Raw genomic sequence first — 14,371 nt, 5'->3', positions numbered from 1 at the left:
AACCCGCCTGCGCGGACCTGCACGTCTACGTGATCGGGAACAGGCTCAACCGTCGGAACGGCGCAAGCGCGCGGCTAGTTCGGCGCGACGGGCCGCGTGCGCCGGGGCGGCCTTGGTTGCGGCTGGGGCACCTGCCCATCGGCGACGAGCGGATTGGGGCCGCAGAACAGCAGGCGACCGGAGACGCTGGCCTGACATTGTTCATAGGTGCTGTAGGCGCATTCTCCGGGATATTCGTATTCGCCGCCCTGGGCGCACCAGGGATAGCCGCGTGCCGCCGCAGGCGTGACGTCGGCGAAGCCGGCAAGGACCGTCACGCCCAGCGTCAGCAGCGCCAATTGCGTCTTGCGCATGATCCCAACTCCTCTTTGCACGGCGCGAGATACGGCGCCCTCCATCATCAGGTTTCGCCGCCCCGTTTTATTCCAGGTCAACGCGACAACGCACGCAAGAAAAGAGCCCTGCCGAACGGCAGGGCTCCATTTCCGACCATCACAGGATCGCTACTCGACCTTCAGGCCGGCGAACTCGACGACCTTCTTCCACTTCTCGGTCTCGGCCTTGATCTCCTCGCCGAACGCCTCGGGGGTCTGCACCCGCGGCTCGCCGCCGAGCTCGACCAGACGCTTGGTCATGTCGGGCTCCTTCATCAGCGTGTTGATCTCGTCGTTGAGCTTGGCGATGATTTCCTTCGGCGTGTTCTTCGGCGCACCCATGCCGAACAGCGCGCTCGCCTCGTAGTCCTTCACGGTCTCGCCGATCGCCGGCACGTCCGGCAATTGCGCCGAGCGCTGCGCGGTGGTGACGCCGATCGCACGCAGGCTGCCCGAACGGATGTGCTGGATGATCGAGGGCATGTTGTCGAAGATCACCTGCACCTGGCCGCCGAGCATGTCGGTGATCGCGGGCGCCGCGCCACGATAGGGCACGTGCTGCATCTTGCAGCCGGTCATCGCCATGAACATCTCGCCAGACAGATGCACCGAGGTGCCGTTGCCCGACGAGGCCATGTTGACCTTGCCGGGATTGGCCTTCACGTACTCGATGAACTCGGCGACGGTCTTGGCCGGCACGTCCTTGTTGACGGTCATCACGTTCGGCACGCGCTGGAACGAGGCGACCGGCGCGATGTCGCGCACGAAGTTGAACTTCAGATTGGTGTAGAGCGAGGCGTTGATGTAGTTGGCCGGATTGACCAGCTGCAGCGTGTAGCCGTCGGGCTCGGCATTGATCACGGATTCGGTGGCGATATTGTTGCCGGCGCCCGGCTTGTTCTCGATCACGAATTGCTGGCCGAGCTTCTCCGACAGCCGCTGGCCGATCAGCCGCGCCAGGATATCGGTGGCGCCGCCCGGCGGATAGCCGACCACCCATTTCACCGGGCGAGCCGGATAATCGGCGGCGAAGGCTTTCGACAACGGGCTGGCTGCAAGAGGAGTGGCGGCAAGCAGGCCCAGCGCGGTACGGCGAGTGATCATCTCAAGGGTTCTCCCAGGTGTTGTTCTTCAAAGAGCGTTGTTCTTGAAAGCCAGATATCTTGAAGGCGTCGTCAGCGGCGTTGTAACAAAGCCCGAAGCACGCGGAAAGTGCGCAACGCACATGGCGACGAAAGGATAAGGCATGCCGGTCAAGGTCGAAGCCCTCGATCATCTCGTGATCAACGTCGCCGACGTCGCGGTGACCGCGGAGTGGTACCGGAAGATTCTCGGCATGGAAGTCAAGGTGTTCGACCCCGGCGGCGGCAAAGCGCCGCGGACTTCCCTTCAATTCGGTAACCAGAAGATCAACGTCCGGCCGCGCGACGCCGACAAGGTGGAGTGGTTCACCGCCAACCACCAGACCGCAGGCAGCGAGGATCTGTGCTTCCTCACCTCCGCCGCGCCCGACGAGGTGGTGGCGCATTTGAAGGCACATGGCGTCGCGATCGAGGAAGGCCCGGTTCCCAAGCAGGGCGCCCGCGGCACGCTGCGCTCGGTCTATTGCAGGGATCCGGACGGCAGCCTGATCGAGATTTCGTCGTACGAAGACGATAGCCGGTAGGGCCACCGCTGCCCGCCCCAACCACTCCCTGATTTGCTCCCCGCGCCATCCGGTGGCAGGAAGACGCAATAAACCAGAAGCGGCCGCCAGCAAGATGCAGGCTGCACGGGAGGATGCATGTCCATTCAACAGACCGCAGCCGGAATCGTGGGTCCGTTCGACGGGCTCGACGTGCCCTGGCTGCTGAAAATGCGCGCCGAGATGCGCGGCTCACATCCATTCCTGATCTGGGCGCCGTTCGACGCGCCGGGGCGGCACTGGAGTTATGGCGAATTCCACGAGCGGGTCGGCGCGCTCGCGGCGGGGCTGGCCAAGCGCGGCGTGAAGCCGGGCGAGTACGTGCTCATCCACCTGGACAATTGCATCGAGGCGCTGCTGGCCTGGTTTGCCTGCGTCGAGCTTGGCGCCATCGCCGTCACCACCAACACGCGCTCGGCGCCGGCCGAGATGGAATATTTCGCCGACCATTGCGGCGCGGTTGCCGCCATCACGCAGCCGGCCTATGCCGAGATCATCGCAGAGCACTGCCGCAACATCCGCTGGATGGTGGTGACCTCGCACGATGCGGGCGCGGCGCCGGCACGGCCCGTCGCACGCGGCGACAGTTTCGAGGCGCTGTTCGCCGACAGCGCCGACCGTCCCAGGCGCGCCACCGATCCGCTCGCGCCGTGCAGCGTGCAATACACCTCCGGCACGACGTCGCGGCCGAAGGCGGTGCTGTGGACCCACGCCAATGCGCTGTGGGGCGCCAAGATCAACGCCGCGCATGAGGACCTGCACGCAAGCGACGTGCACCAGGCCTATCTGCCGCTGTTTCACACCAATGCGCTGGCCTACTCCATGCTGGCGACGCTGTGGGTCGGGGCGACTTGCGTGATCCAGCCGCGCTTCTCCGCCAGCCGGTTCTGGCAGGTCGCGCGCGAGCACGGCGCGACCTGGACCTCGACCATTCCTTTCTGCATGAAGGCGCTGCTCGAGCAGGAGATCCCGAAGGACCACAAATTCCGCTTGTGGGGCAGCGCGATCAACGCGCCGCCGGCCTTTGCCGCGTTCGGCGTCACGATCATCGGCTGGTGGGGCATGACCGAGACCATCACGCACGGCATCGTCGGCGAGGTCGATCAACCCAACATCCCGATGTCGATCGGCCGCGCCGCGCCTGAATACCAGATCCGGATCACCGACGACGACGGACGGCCGACCGAGGTCGGCGACACCGGCAATCTCTCGATCAAGGGGATTCCCGGCCTATCGCTGTTCGCCGAATATCTGCACAACGCGAAAGCCACGCGCGAAAGCTTCGACGAGCACGGCTTCTTCCTCACCGGCGACCGCGTCGAGCGGCTGGAGAACGGCTTCATCAAGTTCGGGGACCGCGCCAAGGACATGCTGAAGGTCGGCGGCGAGAACGTCGCGGCGTCCGAGATCGAGCAGGTGGTCGCCCTCGTCCCCGGCGTGCGCGAGGCGGCGGTGGTGGCGAAGAAGCATCCCATGCTGGACGAGGTGCCGGTCGTCTTCATCATCCCGCACGGCGGCGTCGCGGGCGCGCCGCCGGATCTGCACGACAGCGTGCTGGCCGCCTGCCGCAAGGGCCTCGCCGACTTCAAGGTGCCGCGCGAGATCAGGCTGGTCGACGACATGCCGCGCTCGACGCTGGAGAAGGTGGCGAAGGCGGAGCTGCGGAAGATGGTGGGGTGAGACGCGGCTGCACGGCGCGCCGCCGTAGGGTAGGCAAAGCGACTTGTCCGCCGTAGCTCGTAGAGCGAAGGTGGAAGCGTGCCCACCATTCTGAGTGTGATCGGAGAAAGCTCGTGGGCACGGCGCTGTGCGCCTTTGCCCACCCTACGGCACCGAGCTAGAACGACCCCAGCGCGACGGGGCGGAACGCCTGCAGCAGCTGCTGGTCGAGCTTGCTGCCCATGCCTTCCATCATCGTGAAGGCGCGGGAGTGGGTGAAGGGCATGCGGTAGGCGCGCTTCTCCACCAGGGCGGCGTAGATGTCGACGATCGTCGTGAGGCGCACGATGTCGCTGATCTGGTTCGACGACAGGGCGTTCGGATAGCCTGAGCCGTCGAGGAATTCGTGGTGGTGCAGCACCACATCGAGCATCTCCGGCGGGAAGCCGCCTTGCGCGGCGAGCGCGTCATAGCCGCGGCGCGGGTGCTGGCGGACTTCGGCCATTTCCTCGTCGGTGAGCTTGCCTGGCTTGTCGAGCAGCACGGAGGGGACGAAGGCCTTGCCGACGTCGTGCAGCAGCGCGGCACGGGTCAGGCGGCGCTGGTCGTCCTCGCGCATGCCGAGATGCTGCGCGAAGGCGACGGCAAAGCCGGTGACGAACAGGCAGTGGCGATAGCTGCCAACATGGTGGCAGCCGACCGTGGTGAGCCACTCGCGCAGCGAGGAGTGCTTCATCGCCTTCAGGATCTTGCTCTCGGCGGCGATGACGTCGTCGAAGGTCAGGGGCACGCCGAGCGGCAGCTTCTCGAACATCTTGGCGAGCACCGCATGCGCCGCCTCGACGCCGCGGTTGAGCGTCTTGCCGCGATCGGTCGCGTCGTAGGTGGCGGTGTCGGGAAACGCGGCGCGGATGCGCTGCAGAATCGCGTCGGGCTGGAGCGGCCGCGAGATCGTGTCGGTGGCGCCCAGCGCCCAGGCCTGCATGGTGCCGTGATGCAGGGCGTCCGCGAGCACGAACAGGCGCGGCATCGAACGATAGGCATCGCCGCGCAGCTTGTTGCGCACCCGCTGCACGCTCTCGGGCGAGCGCAGATTGATGTCGACCACGAGGCCGGAGAGATCCCGCGAGGGCTGCTCGGGAATCTCCTGCGTCGTCACCGTCGAGACGTCGCCGACCGCCTTCAGGATGCTGGCAAGCTCGGTGCTCTCGTCGCTCCGGTCAGAGGCGAGAAGGAGCCGGCGTTTGGCGGCGGGTTTGACTGAGGCGTTCATGGCTTCCCCAACAGCACGGGCGTGTTTCGGGCGAAAGCCTAAGCCGGATCAGGTTCTCCGGCCCTTAAGAGGCGTGCTCAATGGAGCCTTCCGGAATTGCGCGCAATTTTAGCGATTTCGGGTTCCATGACCGGAACAGCCAAACGTCGAAAACAACCCCATGCACAGTAGAATGGGTATTGATGGGAAAGGGGAATTTTCTCCGTCATGGCCGGGCTTGTCCCGGCCGTCCACGGCCTTGGCCGGGGGCGCGAAGAACGTGGATGCCCGGGACAAGCCCGGGCATGACGGTGAGTGTGGGATGCAGAGGATCTCAAAACAAATCCGCCGGAGGTTGGCCTCCGGCGGATCCTCTCATCTCACGATCGCAGCCAGCCTTACGCCTTCATCGCCCCCTTCACGGCCTCGGCCGTGATCGGCAGGGCCCGCACGCGGGCACCGCTGGCGTTGAAGATCGCGTTGCCGATGGCCGGGGCGACCACCGTCACCGCGGGCTCGCCGACGCCGGTGGCCTTCTCGCCATTGGCGATCACGGCGACCGCGACCTCGGGGGTCTGGCTCATGCGCAAGGGCGTGTAGCTGTCGAAATTGGTCTGCTCGATGCCACCGTCCTTGAGCGTCGCCTTCTCGTACATCGCCAGCGACAGCCCCCACAGCGCCGCGCCCTCGACCTGGGCGCGGATGTTGTCGGGATGCACCTGCGTGCCGACATCGGTTGCGACCGTGAGCTTCTTCACGGTCACGGCCCCCGATGGCGCCACCGCGACATGGGCGACGCAAGCCGTCCAGCTCGCGGTCGCGCGTTCCTGCGACGAGACGCAGGCGACGCCCATGCCCTCGCCTTTCGGCAATTGCCTGGTGCCGTAGCCGGACAGCCCCATCGCCGCGAGCAGCGTGTTGCGCAGCCGCTGCGCGCCGCCGTCGTTCTTGCCGGCGCCGTCGAGCAGCGAGATGCGGAACTGCGCCGGATCCTTGCCGGTCGCCGCCGCGATCTCGTCGATCATGCTTTCGACCGCCCAGAAGGTCCAGCCGGGCGCCACCGAGCGGAGCTGCCCGGACGGCGTCGCGTTATGCGCAAGCTCGTTCTTGATCGCACGCACATAATGGTTGGGCACGGTGTAGAAGAAGTCGGCTCCGTTCACCGTGAAGGAGTCGAGCGGGCCCTTCTTGTCGACCGAGGGCGTCAGGAAATCGGGGATTCCCCAGCGTGCGGTCGGCCAGGCCGAGACCACGTCGTGGCTGAGCGCGACGAGCTTGCCGTCGCCGTCCACGCCGGCCTTGACCTTTTGGTAGGTGAGTGGGCGCGAGAAATCCATCGTCATGTCGTTCTCGCGCGAATAGATCACCTTCACCGGCTTGCCGACCGCCTTTGCCGCCTGCACGGCGGGAATCATCATGTCGGCATCGAGACGCCGGCCGAAGCCGCCGCCCAGCCAATGCTGGTGCATCACCACGAACTTCGGATCGATCCCGGCCGCGCCCGCGGCGATCGCGCCGGAGCGCGTCGCGAACTGGTTGCCGGAATAGATGTGCAGGATGTCGCCCTTGAACTCCGCGGTGGCGTTCATCGGCTCCAGCGGCGCGTGGATGTTGATGCTGGTGGTGTACTCGGCCTCCACCACCTTGGCCGCCGAGCCAAAGGCTGCAACGGGATCGCCGTCCTTGACGAAAAACTGGCCGGAATCCTCCAGCTTCTGCAGCCGCATGGCTTCATCCAGCAGCGACTGGCTCGACAGTTTTGCGTTCGGACCGCCGTCATAGGCGATCTTCAGCGCGTCCGCCGCCTTGCGCGCATTGGCGTAGGTGCCGGCGACCGCGACCACCCAGCCCGAGGTGGTTCCGGTCTTGTCGTCGAGGATGACGGCCTTGATGAAGCCGGGCACCTTCTTCGCTTCGCTGTCGTCGACCGATTTCACCGTGGCGCCGAAACGCACCGGCGGGGTCACCACCTTGCCGTAGGCCATGCCCGGCAGCATCACGTCGATGCCGTACTTCGCCGTGCCGTTGGTCTTGGAGGGGATGTCGAGCTGCGGCACCGACACGCCGATCATGGTGTATTGATCCGGCGTCTTCAGCTTGATCGTCTTGAGCTCGTCCGGGGTGAAGGTCTTGGTCGCCTTGCCGCTCTTGACGATGTCGGCGAACGACATCTGCTTCTTCGATTTCGGATGCGAGACCATGGAGTCGCGCACGATCAGCTGATCCTTGAAGTAGGGCGGCAGGCCCATGGCTGCGGCTGCGGCCTCCGTCAGCGCGATGCGGCCGGCAGCGCCGGCGCGGCTCATCGCCTCGAAGTTCATCATGGTCGACCAGCTGCCGCCGGTGATCTGCGCACCCAGCGTCGGATCGTTGAACTTCGGATCGTTGGAGGCGAGCTGCACGCGCATGTCGCTCCATTTCGCCCCCAATTCCTCGCAGACGATCTGCGCCATGGTGGAGGCGATGTGCTGGCCCATGTCGGCCTTGCCGCAGGTCACGGTGACCAGACCGTCCGGCGAGATCGCATACCAGACGCTCGGCTCGAAGTTCGAAGGCGCAGCGACGGCCTCACCGATTCCCGGCACGCCGGCATAGCCGAGCACGAGGCCGGTCGCGGCGGTGCCGACGAGGAAGGAGCGGCGGCTGAGATCGGTCGTCTCGGGTGTCGCGTTCTTGATGTGCTTGTTCATGTGGGCCTCCGTTCGTTGCCGGAGGCGGATGCGGTGCGCATCTCGGATGCAGCGCGCATGATCGCCTTCTGGATCCGCGAATAGGTCATGCAACGGCAGAGATTGCCGTCCATATGCGCGACGACTTCCTCCTTGGTCGGATTGGGATTCTTCGCGAGCAGCGAGGCCGCCTGCATGATCTGCCCGGACTGGCAGTAGCCGCATTGCGGAACCTGCTCGGCGATCCATGCCTTCTGGAGCGGATGGTCGCCCTTGGTGGAGAGGCCTTCGATGGTGGTGATCTTCTTGCCGGCGACGTCGCCGACCATGGTCTGGCACGAGCGCACGGCTTCGCCGTTGACGTGCACGGTGCAGGCACCGCACAGCCCGGCGCCACAGCCGAACTTGGTGCCGGTCATCTGCAATTGCTCGCGGATCGCCCAGAGGAGCGGCGTGTCGTTCGCCGCATCCACGGACAGACTCCGCCCGTTGATGGTGAGAGTTGGCATAGGCGTCTTCCCCTGCCGGTGCATGAAGCCGCTTACGGCGGCAACTTGTGTTGGCAGACGCCCACCGGGCCGGCGTCAGCCTTGACGGCAAGAATGATCGCGTTCAGCCGCAGAGGCAAATGCAATTTGGAATCGATCGAAACTATCGCGGCGCCTGCATGTTGTGCGTTGCGACAACGGAACTGGCGCAGCCACTGGACGCAACCAGACGGAGCGTCCTGCATGCATGCCATCACGTTCAGGTAGTTTCTTCCAGGTAACTTGGCGAGCTAAAGTGTTCCCCCGACAGAGGTACCCCTTCTCCCCTTGTGGGAGAAGGTGGCGCGCAGCGCCGGATGAGGGGTATCTCTCCGCACGAAAATTGAGAGAGACTCATTCGCGGAGAGATACCCCTCACCCGTCTCGCCGCTGACGCGGCGAGCCACCCTCTCCCACAAGGGGAGAGGGTGCAGCGTCATCGCGGCTAGAGTGAACAGGAAACAAAGAAGGCGGAAACAATGCCACGGATCGATCGGGACGGCGTCGGGATCCACTACGAGGTCCATGGCGAGGGGCCGCCGCTGCTGCTCACGCACGGCTACTCCTCGACCTCGGCGATGTGGCACGGACAGGTCGATGCGCTCGCGAAGGACCACAAGCTGATCCTGTGGGACATGCGCGGCCACGGCCAGTCCGACTACCCTGACGACCCCAACGCCTACAGCGAAGCGCTGACCGTCGGCGACATCGCGGCGATCCTCGATGCTGTCGGTGCCGAACAGTCCATCATCGGCGGTCTCTCGCTCGGCGGCTACATGTCACTCGCCTTCTACCGCGCGCATCCGCAACGCGCCCGCGCACTTCTGATCATCGACACCGGCCCCGGCTTCAAGAAGGACGACGCGCGCGAGGCCTGGAATGCACGGGCGTTCGCCACTGCCGACAGGCTCGATCGCGAGGGCCTCGACGTGCTGAAGTCCGCGACGCGCGAGCGCGCCACCGCGAGCCATCGCAACGCCAAGGGGCTGGCGCTTGCCGCGCGCGGCATGCTGACCCAGCGCGATGCGAAGGTGATCGAGCTATTGCCCGACATCAAGGTGCCCAGCCTGATCGTGGTCGGCGCCGACGACACCCCGTTCCTCGCCGCGTCGGACTACATGGCGGCAAAAATCCCCGGCGCACAAAAAATCGTGATCCCCGCCGCCGGACATGCCGTCAACATCGATCAGCCCAAGGCTTTTATTGACGCGGTGCTGCCTTTCCTGAAGAACTTGCCGGGCGAGGCTGTTCCTTCTTCTACGTCCTAACACTGCAAAGTTAAGCCAAATCCTCGCCGCCAGAGCGAAGCGGTGTCGCCGGACGAGATGGCACTCAATTTCGGGGCAGTGATGGCGACGCCGGCATGAAATGACGGCGGGACCCGAAAGGGAGTCCAGTCGCGCGACGGGCGATGATAGCGGTGTTGCGGAGTGTCAGCCCTCCGCGCGAGGACCTCCGGCGAGCGACACCGCATGGCCCGCCAAAAAGCCACTTCATAGCCGCCTGGATATCCGTCGCCTCACCCAGTCGATCGCGCGGGCGAGAGCAGGTGCCCCCTCGGGATAGTAAATGCCGGGTCCCTTGATTTTAGAAAGATCAATTCCTGCGTCGATCAGCCTCTTGTGTTCGGCCTTGAAGGCTTTCCATTGTGGTTTCGACTGAAGCAGCAGCACGCCGGGCAGCGTGGCGTGGAGGCTGGCCCAACGGCGCAGCACGTCATCAGGGATTTCCTGCACAAGATGGCCGTCGTCGCTAATGAGGCTGTTTGTCCTGGCGAGCTTCTCCCCCGTTTCGTGCTCACGCCGCAAATGCCACGCCAGCAAATCGGCAGCCTGCAGGGGAGCGTACGACTGCTCCTTCTCGTTCTTGAACATGGGGAGCCCTTCGACCAGGTTTCTGGCTTCGGCCGGTAAGGCCTTCACCATTTCGGGGAAGGACATTTGAACATCGGCATCAACGCCCTGCTGCTCGTCGAATACAAACTGGATAGGCGCGCGCAGGGGACTCTCTGCTGCGAACCGAGCTACGCCCGAGACCACTGCAAAGCACATCGTGAATTGCATTTTTCCGAAACCGTAAGGCGAGACAGGCTTTAGCTCATCTTCGAACAGCCGGCCGTTTATGGAGAACTCGTATGAGACCGGCTGGTAGTGAGAGATGATCGCCGCCAGCTTCGCGAGCTTGGCGTCCCGCATTCTCTCATCCCACTGGCTATGATGAAATTGCCCGCTGAGATGATGAGCCTCGGAAGCCTTCAGGTATTCAATCGCGGGCCACGCCTTCAGCTCATCGCTCCAGGCTTTAGAAAATGAGGCCCACACATCGGCCCGATGCAGGTAGCCCGCTAGGAACAGCCGCTTGTCGCCGGTCTGGGCCGCTGAGTCGTCAGTGAACGCTTGCAGACGATCCACGGCCTTCCTCCTTCAGGTATAAAAGGCCAGTTGGTCGAGCGTCAGAAGAGCCTGCAATGCACGGACCATTGTGTAGGTCTCCGCTGCCGCATGACCGTGGCCGACAGCGTGGCGTGACCCTGCCGATCCGGTTGACGTAGAGGGATCGAAGTTGGCGAAAGTATATTGTTCAAGATATTTGGCGAAGGCTGTCGAAAACAAGAGGGTGTCGGGCCGCCCGGCCTTCGCCTCGGCCGATGACACGGCGAATGCAAGCAGGGCCTTGAGCTTGGCTGACTGGCCGTGAACCTTCCGGTACGCCTCGTTGAGAATACCTTCGATCTCGGTCAGCACGATTTTCAGGACCGGAACGGCATCACCGCCGATGAATGAATAGATGGCAGACCGCAATAGCATTTCTTTGCCCGCAAAATGCGGCTTGGCCATCCAGCGCTTGAACATGCGCTCAAGCCGCTCGGAATCGAATTTTGCAAGGAGCTTCGCTTCTTCATCGTCCAGCTCAAATCCTGCTTCGCAGGAATTGGCAAGGGTCCGGAACTCGGCACCTAATATTTCAACAAATGGAAACCACCCTGAGGTCAGCAGCCCGGAAAAGACCGTTTGATCCGCGATGGCATCATACAGATCGCGATGCGCCAGCCGTCGATACAGGGTGCCAAGATCGTGCTGCATGTCCGGAATGCAAAGCTTGCCGTCCGGGTTGAAGTCGAAGAAGAGCCCAAAACGCCAGCCTTCGCGGAAGATGCAGACAATGCGATCTTTTTCGCCGATGTCGACGCGGGGAAAGGACATTCCTAGTACATCGGCAATGTCGTTATCGAAGAGAACTGTCCCGGCGGACATGTCCCGTTTCGGCATAATCCGCAACGCGACCGCCGCAGCATCCACCCAGAGCTCGCCGGTATTGTCTGGGTGCACGACAAGCAGGATATATCCTGCATTCTTGAGATTGACAAAGTGGTTGGACTGCCGCGCGACGTGCTCAATGGCGCTACTCAAGCCTTCGGCCACACGGTGAAAAAATCGATCATCTGAAGTCAGCGCAAGGCGTGTCCAGACTTTGATAGAGTCGCCGGCGCGACCCGCTTCTGCGGAAACGCCATCCAATTGCAAGCCGGACAGTTTGATCGGCTTGCCTGCGTTGCCCAGCAGGATGCCAGGCTCTTCTGTTTCTTTGTTTGGGGGTTCAGACTCAGTCATAACCGAATTCTATCACATCGCCGTCGAAGCTGCGTAACGAGCCTAAGGCGCTTGTGCTAGGCTGATCCCGGCAAGGGGATTTGCTATGAAAAAGCTGACGAGCAAGATAGGGAAGCAGTTTGGCGGGTACGCCCTCATCAAAACCGATCTGGAATTCTCCGGTTACGCATTCGCGCGTGCTGCCGAGCTTTCTGAAACGACCGAACCACCGGCCGGTGAGTTGTTTCCGAACTTCGCGAAGGACTGGATGGCGGTTCATCCTCTTCTTCGGGCCGGGGGAACCGCAACGCTGGAGAGTGTGAAGACGCCGCCTCTAGAGTTTGACAAGCGGGCTTACTTCGAATCCGGAATCGTCGCCTATGCAAAGTGCTTCAACTCGAACCTGCGGACGCGCCTGTCTGAAGGCATCTTCAAGGGCGCGCTCGCTCCTCAGAAGGACCTGCATCTGTGGTGTATGGAACTGCGAAATAGTCATGTCGCGCATGCCGACCTGAAGCAGGAGCGGTCCTACGCTGGCATCAACTTGATCGAAGACCCTTTGTTCGGCAAGCGTCCGAGCGGGGTCCTGGCGGCTATGCAGGTGCGGCGCAATGTTCCCAATCGTGAGACCCTGACCGAGTTGTCACAGCATTGCGCCGCTATCATCGAGCATTACCTCGGGCCGCAGCTGAACAAGACGGCAAGGGAAATCCGAGAACAAATGCTCAAGCTGCCCAAGGAGCAGTTCGACGCGCTCCCTGACTACGTGCTCGAAGACCCGCAGAAGGAATTCCCAAGCGATCCGCGATGGCCGAAGAAGAGTTGATCAAGGGCCCAGAGCGGCGCGAAGCGCGCCATCATCGGCGGGCTGTCGCTCGGCGGCTACATGTCGCTCGCGTTCTACCGTGCTCATCCAGAGCGCGCCCGCGCGCTGCTGATCATCGACACCGGTCCCGGCTTCAAGAAGGACGACGCGCGCGAGGCCTGGAATGCACGGGCGTTCGCCACTGCCGACAGGCTCGATCGCGAGGGCCTCGACGTGCTGAAGTCCGCGACGCGCGAGCGCGCCACCGCGAGCCATCGCAACGCCAAGGGGCTGGCGCTTGCCGCGCGCGGCATGCTGACCCAGCGCGATGCGAAGGTGATCGAGCTATTGCCCGACATCAAGGTGCCCAGCCTGATCGTGGTCGGCGCCGACGACACCCCGTTCCTCGCCGCGTCGGACTACATGGCGGCAAAAATCCCCGGCGCACAAAAAATCGTGATCCCCGCCGCCGGACATGCCGTCAACATCGATCAGCCCAAGGCTTTTGTTGACGCGGTGGTGCCTTTCCTGAAGAACTTGCCGCGATAGGCCGACCAGACGAGGACTTGAGCGATGAAGCGAGCGATGTTGGCTGCGGGCGCGGTGTTGCTATCGATGTCTGCGTCCGTGCAGGCAGAGCCGTTCGGCAACATGCCGCCACGCCAGCCCTTCGTCACGACCTTGTCGAACAACACCCCGCTCGCCTTCGGCATGGATGCCGATCAGACCGCGCGCGCCCTGGGGCAGCCGCTGCAATATGTGCGGGGGCGTCCCGGCCACGAGATCTACCTCGCGCTGCGCAACCTCGGCGGCAGCGGGCTGGTCCCCTACCGCCACCGCCTGTTCCTGCAATTCCGCCACGGACGGCTGGCGGGATGGAAGGAGGACTACGGCGAGAACTGGATGTGGGAGTGAGCCTCATGGTGAGGAGGCGCGAAGCGCCGTCTCGAACCATGCAGGCCCCGGCTGCCACTGGCCTCTATCCTTCGAGACGCGCGCGAAGGGCGCGCTCCTCAGGATGAGGGGTGAGAGCTGAAATTGGATCATCAACAAGAAGGACAACCCGCGTGGGACAAGACATCAAGCTGACGGCCTCCGACAATTTCCAGCTCGGCGGCTATCGCGCCGACCCCGCAGGCAGCCCGAAGGGCGCCGTGGTGGTGATTCAGGAGATCTTCGGGGTCAATCATCACATCCGCTCGGTCTGCGATCGTCTCGCGAGCGAAGGCTATGTCGCGATCGCGCCGTCGATCTTCGACCGGACGTCGCCGAACTTCCAATCGGGCTATACGCCCGACGAGATCGCGGAGGCCCGCAAGTTCGTGGCCAATCCCGACTGGAGCGCGATGATGCGCGACACGCAAGCCGCGATCGACGCGGTGAAGAGCGTCGGCCCGGTCGGCGTCGTCGGCTTCTGTCTCGGCGGCAGCATCGCCTTCGTCGCAGCGACGCGGCTGTCGGGCCTGAAGGCCGCGATCGGCTATTATGGCGGCGCCGTCGTGCGCTTTGCCGACGAGACGCCGAAGGTTCCGACCCAGCTGCATTTCGGCGAGAAGGATTCCGGCATCCCCCTGACCGACGTCGAGACCGTCAAGGCAAAGCGGCCAGATGTCGAAATCTTCATCTATCCGGGCGCCCAGCACGGCTTCCATTGCGACGAGCGGCCGAGCTACGACAAGGCCAGCGCCGACATCGCCTGGCCGCGCAGCATGGAATTTTTCGCGAAGCATTTGAAATAGCCACCGCTGTCATTCCGGGGGTCGCGGAGCGCGAGCCCGGAATCCATCGTGCGGCAGAGTCGGTGGAGGAAT

13 protein-coding genes and 1 pseudogene are annotated in these 14,371 nt (G+C 63.7%); 7 read left to right on the top strand and 7 right to left on the bottom strand.

Going from position 1 to position 14,371, the window contains the following annotated elements:
• Positions 1-74: 74 nt before the first annotated feature.
• Positions 75-353 (bottom strand): DUF3551 domain-containing protein, encoded by a 279-nt coding sequence (locus tag AC1RUR_RS19350; RefSeq protein ID WP_492846799.1) that lies wholly within the window; start codon positions 351-353, stop codon positions 75-77.
• Positions 354-503: 150 nt separating this feature from the next.
• On the bottom strand, positions 504-1,478 hold the full coding sequence (locus tag AC1RUR_RS19345; protein WP_492846796.1) for a Bug family tripartite tricarboxylate transporter substrate binding protein: 975 nt from the start codon (positions 1,476-1,478) through the stop codon (positions 504-506).
• Between the two features lie 142 nt (positions 1,479-1,620).
• Between AC1RUR_RS19345 and AC1RUR_RS19340 the strand changes: the two genes are divergently transcribed.
• Together AC1RUR_RS19340 and AC1RUR_RS19335 are read left to right on the top strand one after the other, a co-directional pair.
• Positions 1,621-2,040 carry a VOC family protein gene (locus AC1RUR_RS19340; RefSeq protein WP_492846794.1) on the top strand — a complete coding sequence of 140 codons (420 nt, stop codon included), beginning with the start codon at positions 1,621-1,623 and terminating at the stop codon, positions 2,038-2,040.
• A 117-nt stretch (positions 2,041-2,157) separates the two neighbouring features.
• On the top strand, positions 2,158-3,738 hold the full coding sequence (locus tag AC1RUR_RS19335) for an ATP-dependent acyl-CoA ligase (RefSeq protein WP_492846792.1): 1,581 nt from the start codon (positions 2,158-2,160) through the stop codon (positions 3,736-3,738).
• Positions 3,739-3,895: 157 nt separating this feature from the next.
• Here the strand turns inward: AC1RUR_RS19335 and AC1RUR_RS19330 are convergent, their stop codons facing one another.
• From AC1RUR_RS19330 to AC1RUR_RS19320, 3 genes are all read right to left on the bottom strand, one after another.
• Positions 3,896-4,990 carry an HD-GYP domain-containing protein gene (locus AC1RUR_RS19330; protein WP_492846791.1) on the bottom strand — a complete coding sequence of 365 codons (1,095 nt, stop codon included), beginning with the start codon at positions 4,988-4,990 and terminating at the stop codon, positions 3,896-3,898.
• A 377-nt stretch (positions 4,991-5,367) separates the two neighbouring features.
• Positions 5,368-7,659, bottom strand: coding sequence for a xanthine dehydrogenase family protein molybdopterin-binding subunit (locus AC1RUR_RS19325; protein ID WP_492846789.1), 2,292 nt, complete (start codon positions 7,657-7,659; stop codon positions 5,368-5,370).
• Positions 7,656-8,147 carry a (2Fe-2S)-binding protein gene (locus AC1RUR_RS19320; protein ID WP_492846787.1) on the bottom strand — a complete coding sequence of 164 codons (492 nt, stop codon included), beginning with the start codon at positions 8,145-8,147 and terminating at the stop codon, positions 7,656-7,658. Before AC1RUR_RS19320 ends, AC1RUR_RS19325 begins: the two co-directional genes overlap by 4 nt.
• A gap of 497 nt (positions 8,148-8,644) precedes the next feature.
• On the opposite strand from AC1RUR_RS19320, the gene AC1RUR_RS19315 reads away from it, so the two are divergent.
• On the top strand, positions 8,645-9,433 hold the full coding sequence (locus AC1RUR_RS19315) for an alpha/beta fold hydrolase (protein ID WP_492846785.1): 789 nt from the start codon (positions 8,645-8,647) through the stop codon (positions 9,431-9,433).
• 225 nt (positions 9,434-9,658) lie between these two features.
• Here the strand turns inward: AC1RUR_RS19315 and AC1RUR_RS19310 are convergent, their stop codons facing one another.
• A complete protein-coding gene (locus tag AC1RUR_RS19310) occupies positions 9,659-10,576 on the bottom strand; it encodes a DUF3800 domain-containing protein (RefSeq protein ID WP_492846784.1) in 918 nt (305 codons plus the stop codon).
• Between the two features lie 12 nt (positions 10,577-10,588).
• Positions 10,589-11,776, bottom strand: a complete 1,188-nt coding sequence (locus tag AC1RUR_RS19305) for a hypothetical protein (protein ID WP_492846782.1) — start codon at positions 11,774-11,776, stop codon at positions 10,589-10,591.
• 85 nt (positions 11,777-11,861) lie between these two features.
• Here AC1RUR_RS19305 and AC1RUR_RS19300 point away from each other — a divergent pair, with 85 nt between their 5' ends.
• From AC1RUR_RS19300 to AC1RUR_RS19285, 4 genes and pseudogenes are all read left to right on the top strand, one after another.
• The gene (locus AC1RUR_RS19300; RefSeq protein WP_492846780.1) at positions 11,862-12,581 is read left to right on the top strand and encodes a hypothetical protein; all 720 of its coding nucleotides are present in this window, start codon (positions 11,862-11,864) and stop codon (positions 12,579-12,581) included.
• Positions 12,582-12,596: 15 nt separating this feature from the next.
• A pseudogene (locus tag AC1RUR_RS19295) lies at positions 12,597-13,109 on the top strand (alpha/beta fold hydrolase); the annotation flags it as partial.
• A 24-nt stretch (positions 13,110-13,133) separates the two neighbouring features.
• Positions 13,134-13,475 carry a hypothetical protein gene (locus tag AC1RUR_RS19290; RefSeq protein WP_492846778.1) on the top strand — a complete coding sequence of 114 codons (342 nt, stop codon included), beginning with the start codon at positions 13,134-13,136 and terminating at the stop codon, positions 13,473-13,475.
• Between the two features lie 152 nt (positions 13,476-13,627).
• The gene (locus AC1RUR_RS19285; protein ID WP_492846776.1) at positions 13,628-14,299 is read left to right on the top strand and encodes a dienelactone hydrolase family protein; all 672 of its coding nucleotides are present in this window, start codon (positions 13,628-13,630) and stop codon (positions 14,297-14,299) included.
• Positions 14,300-14,371: the final 72 nt, after the last annotated feature.

Source organism: Bradyrhizobium sp. GW821-FHT12B03 (assembly GCF_058807535.1).
This window is presented reverse-complemented; position numbering and strand designations above follow the sequence as displayed.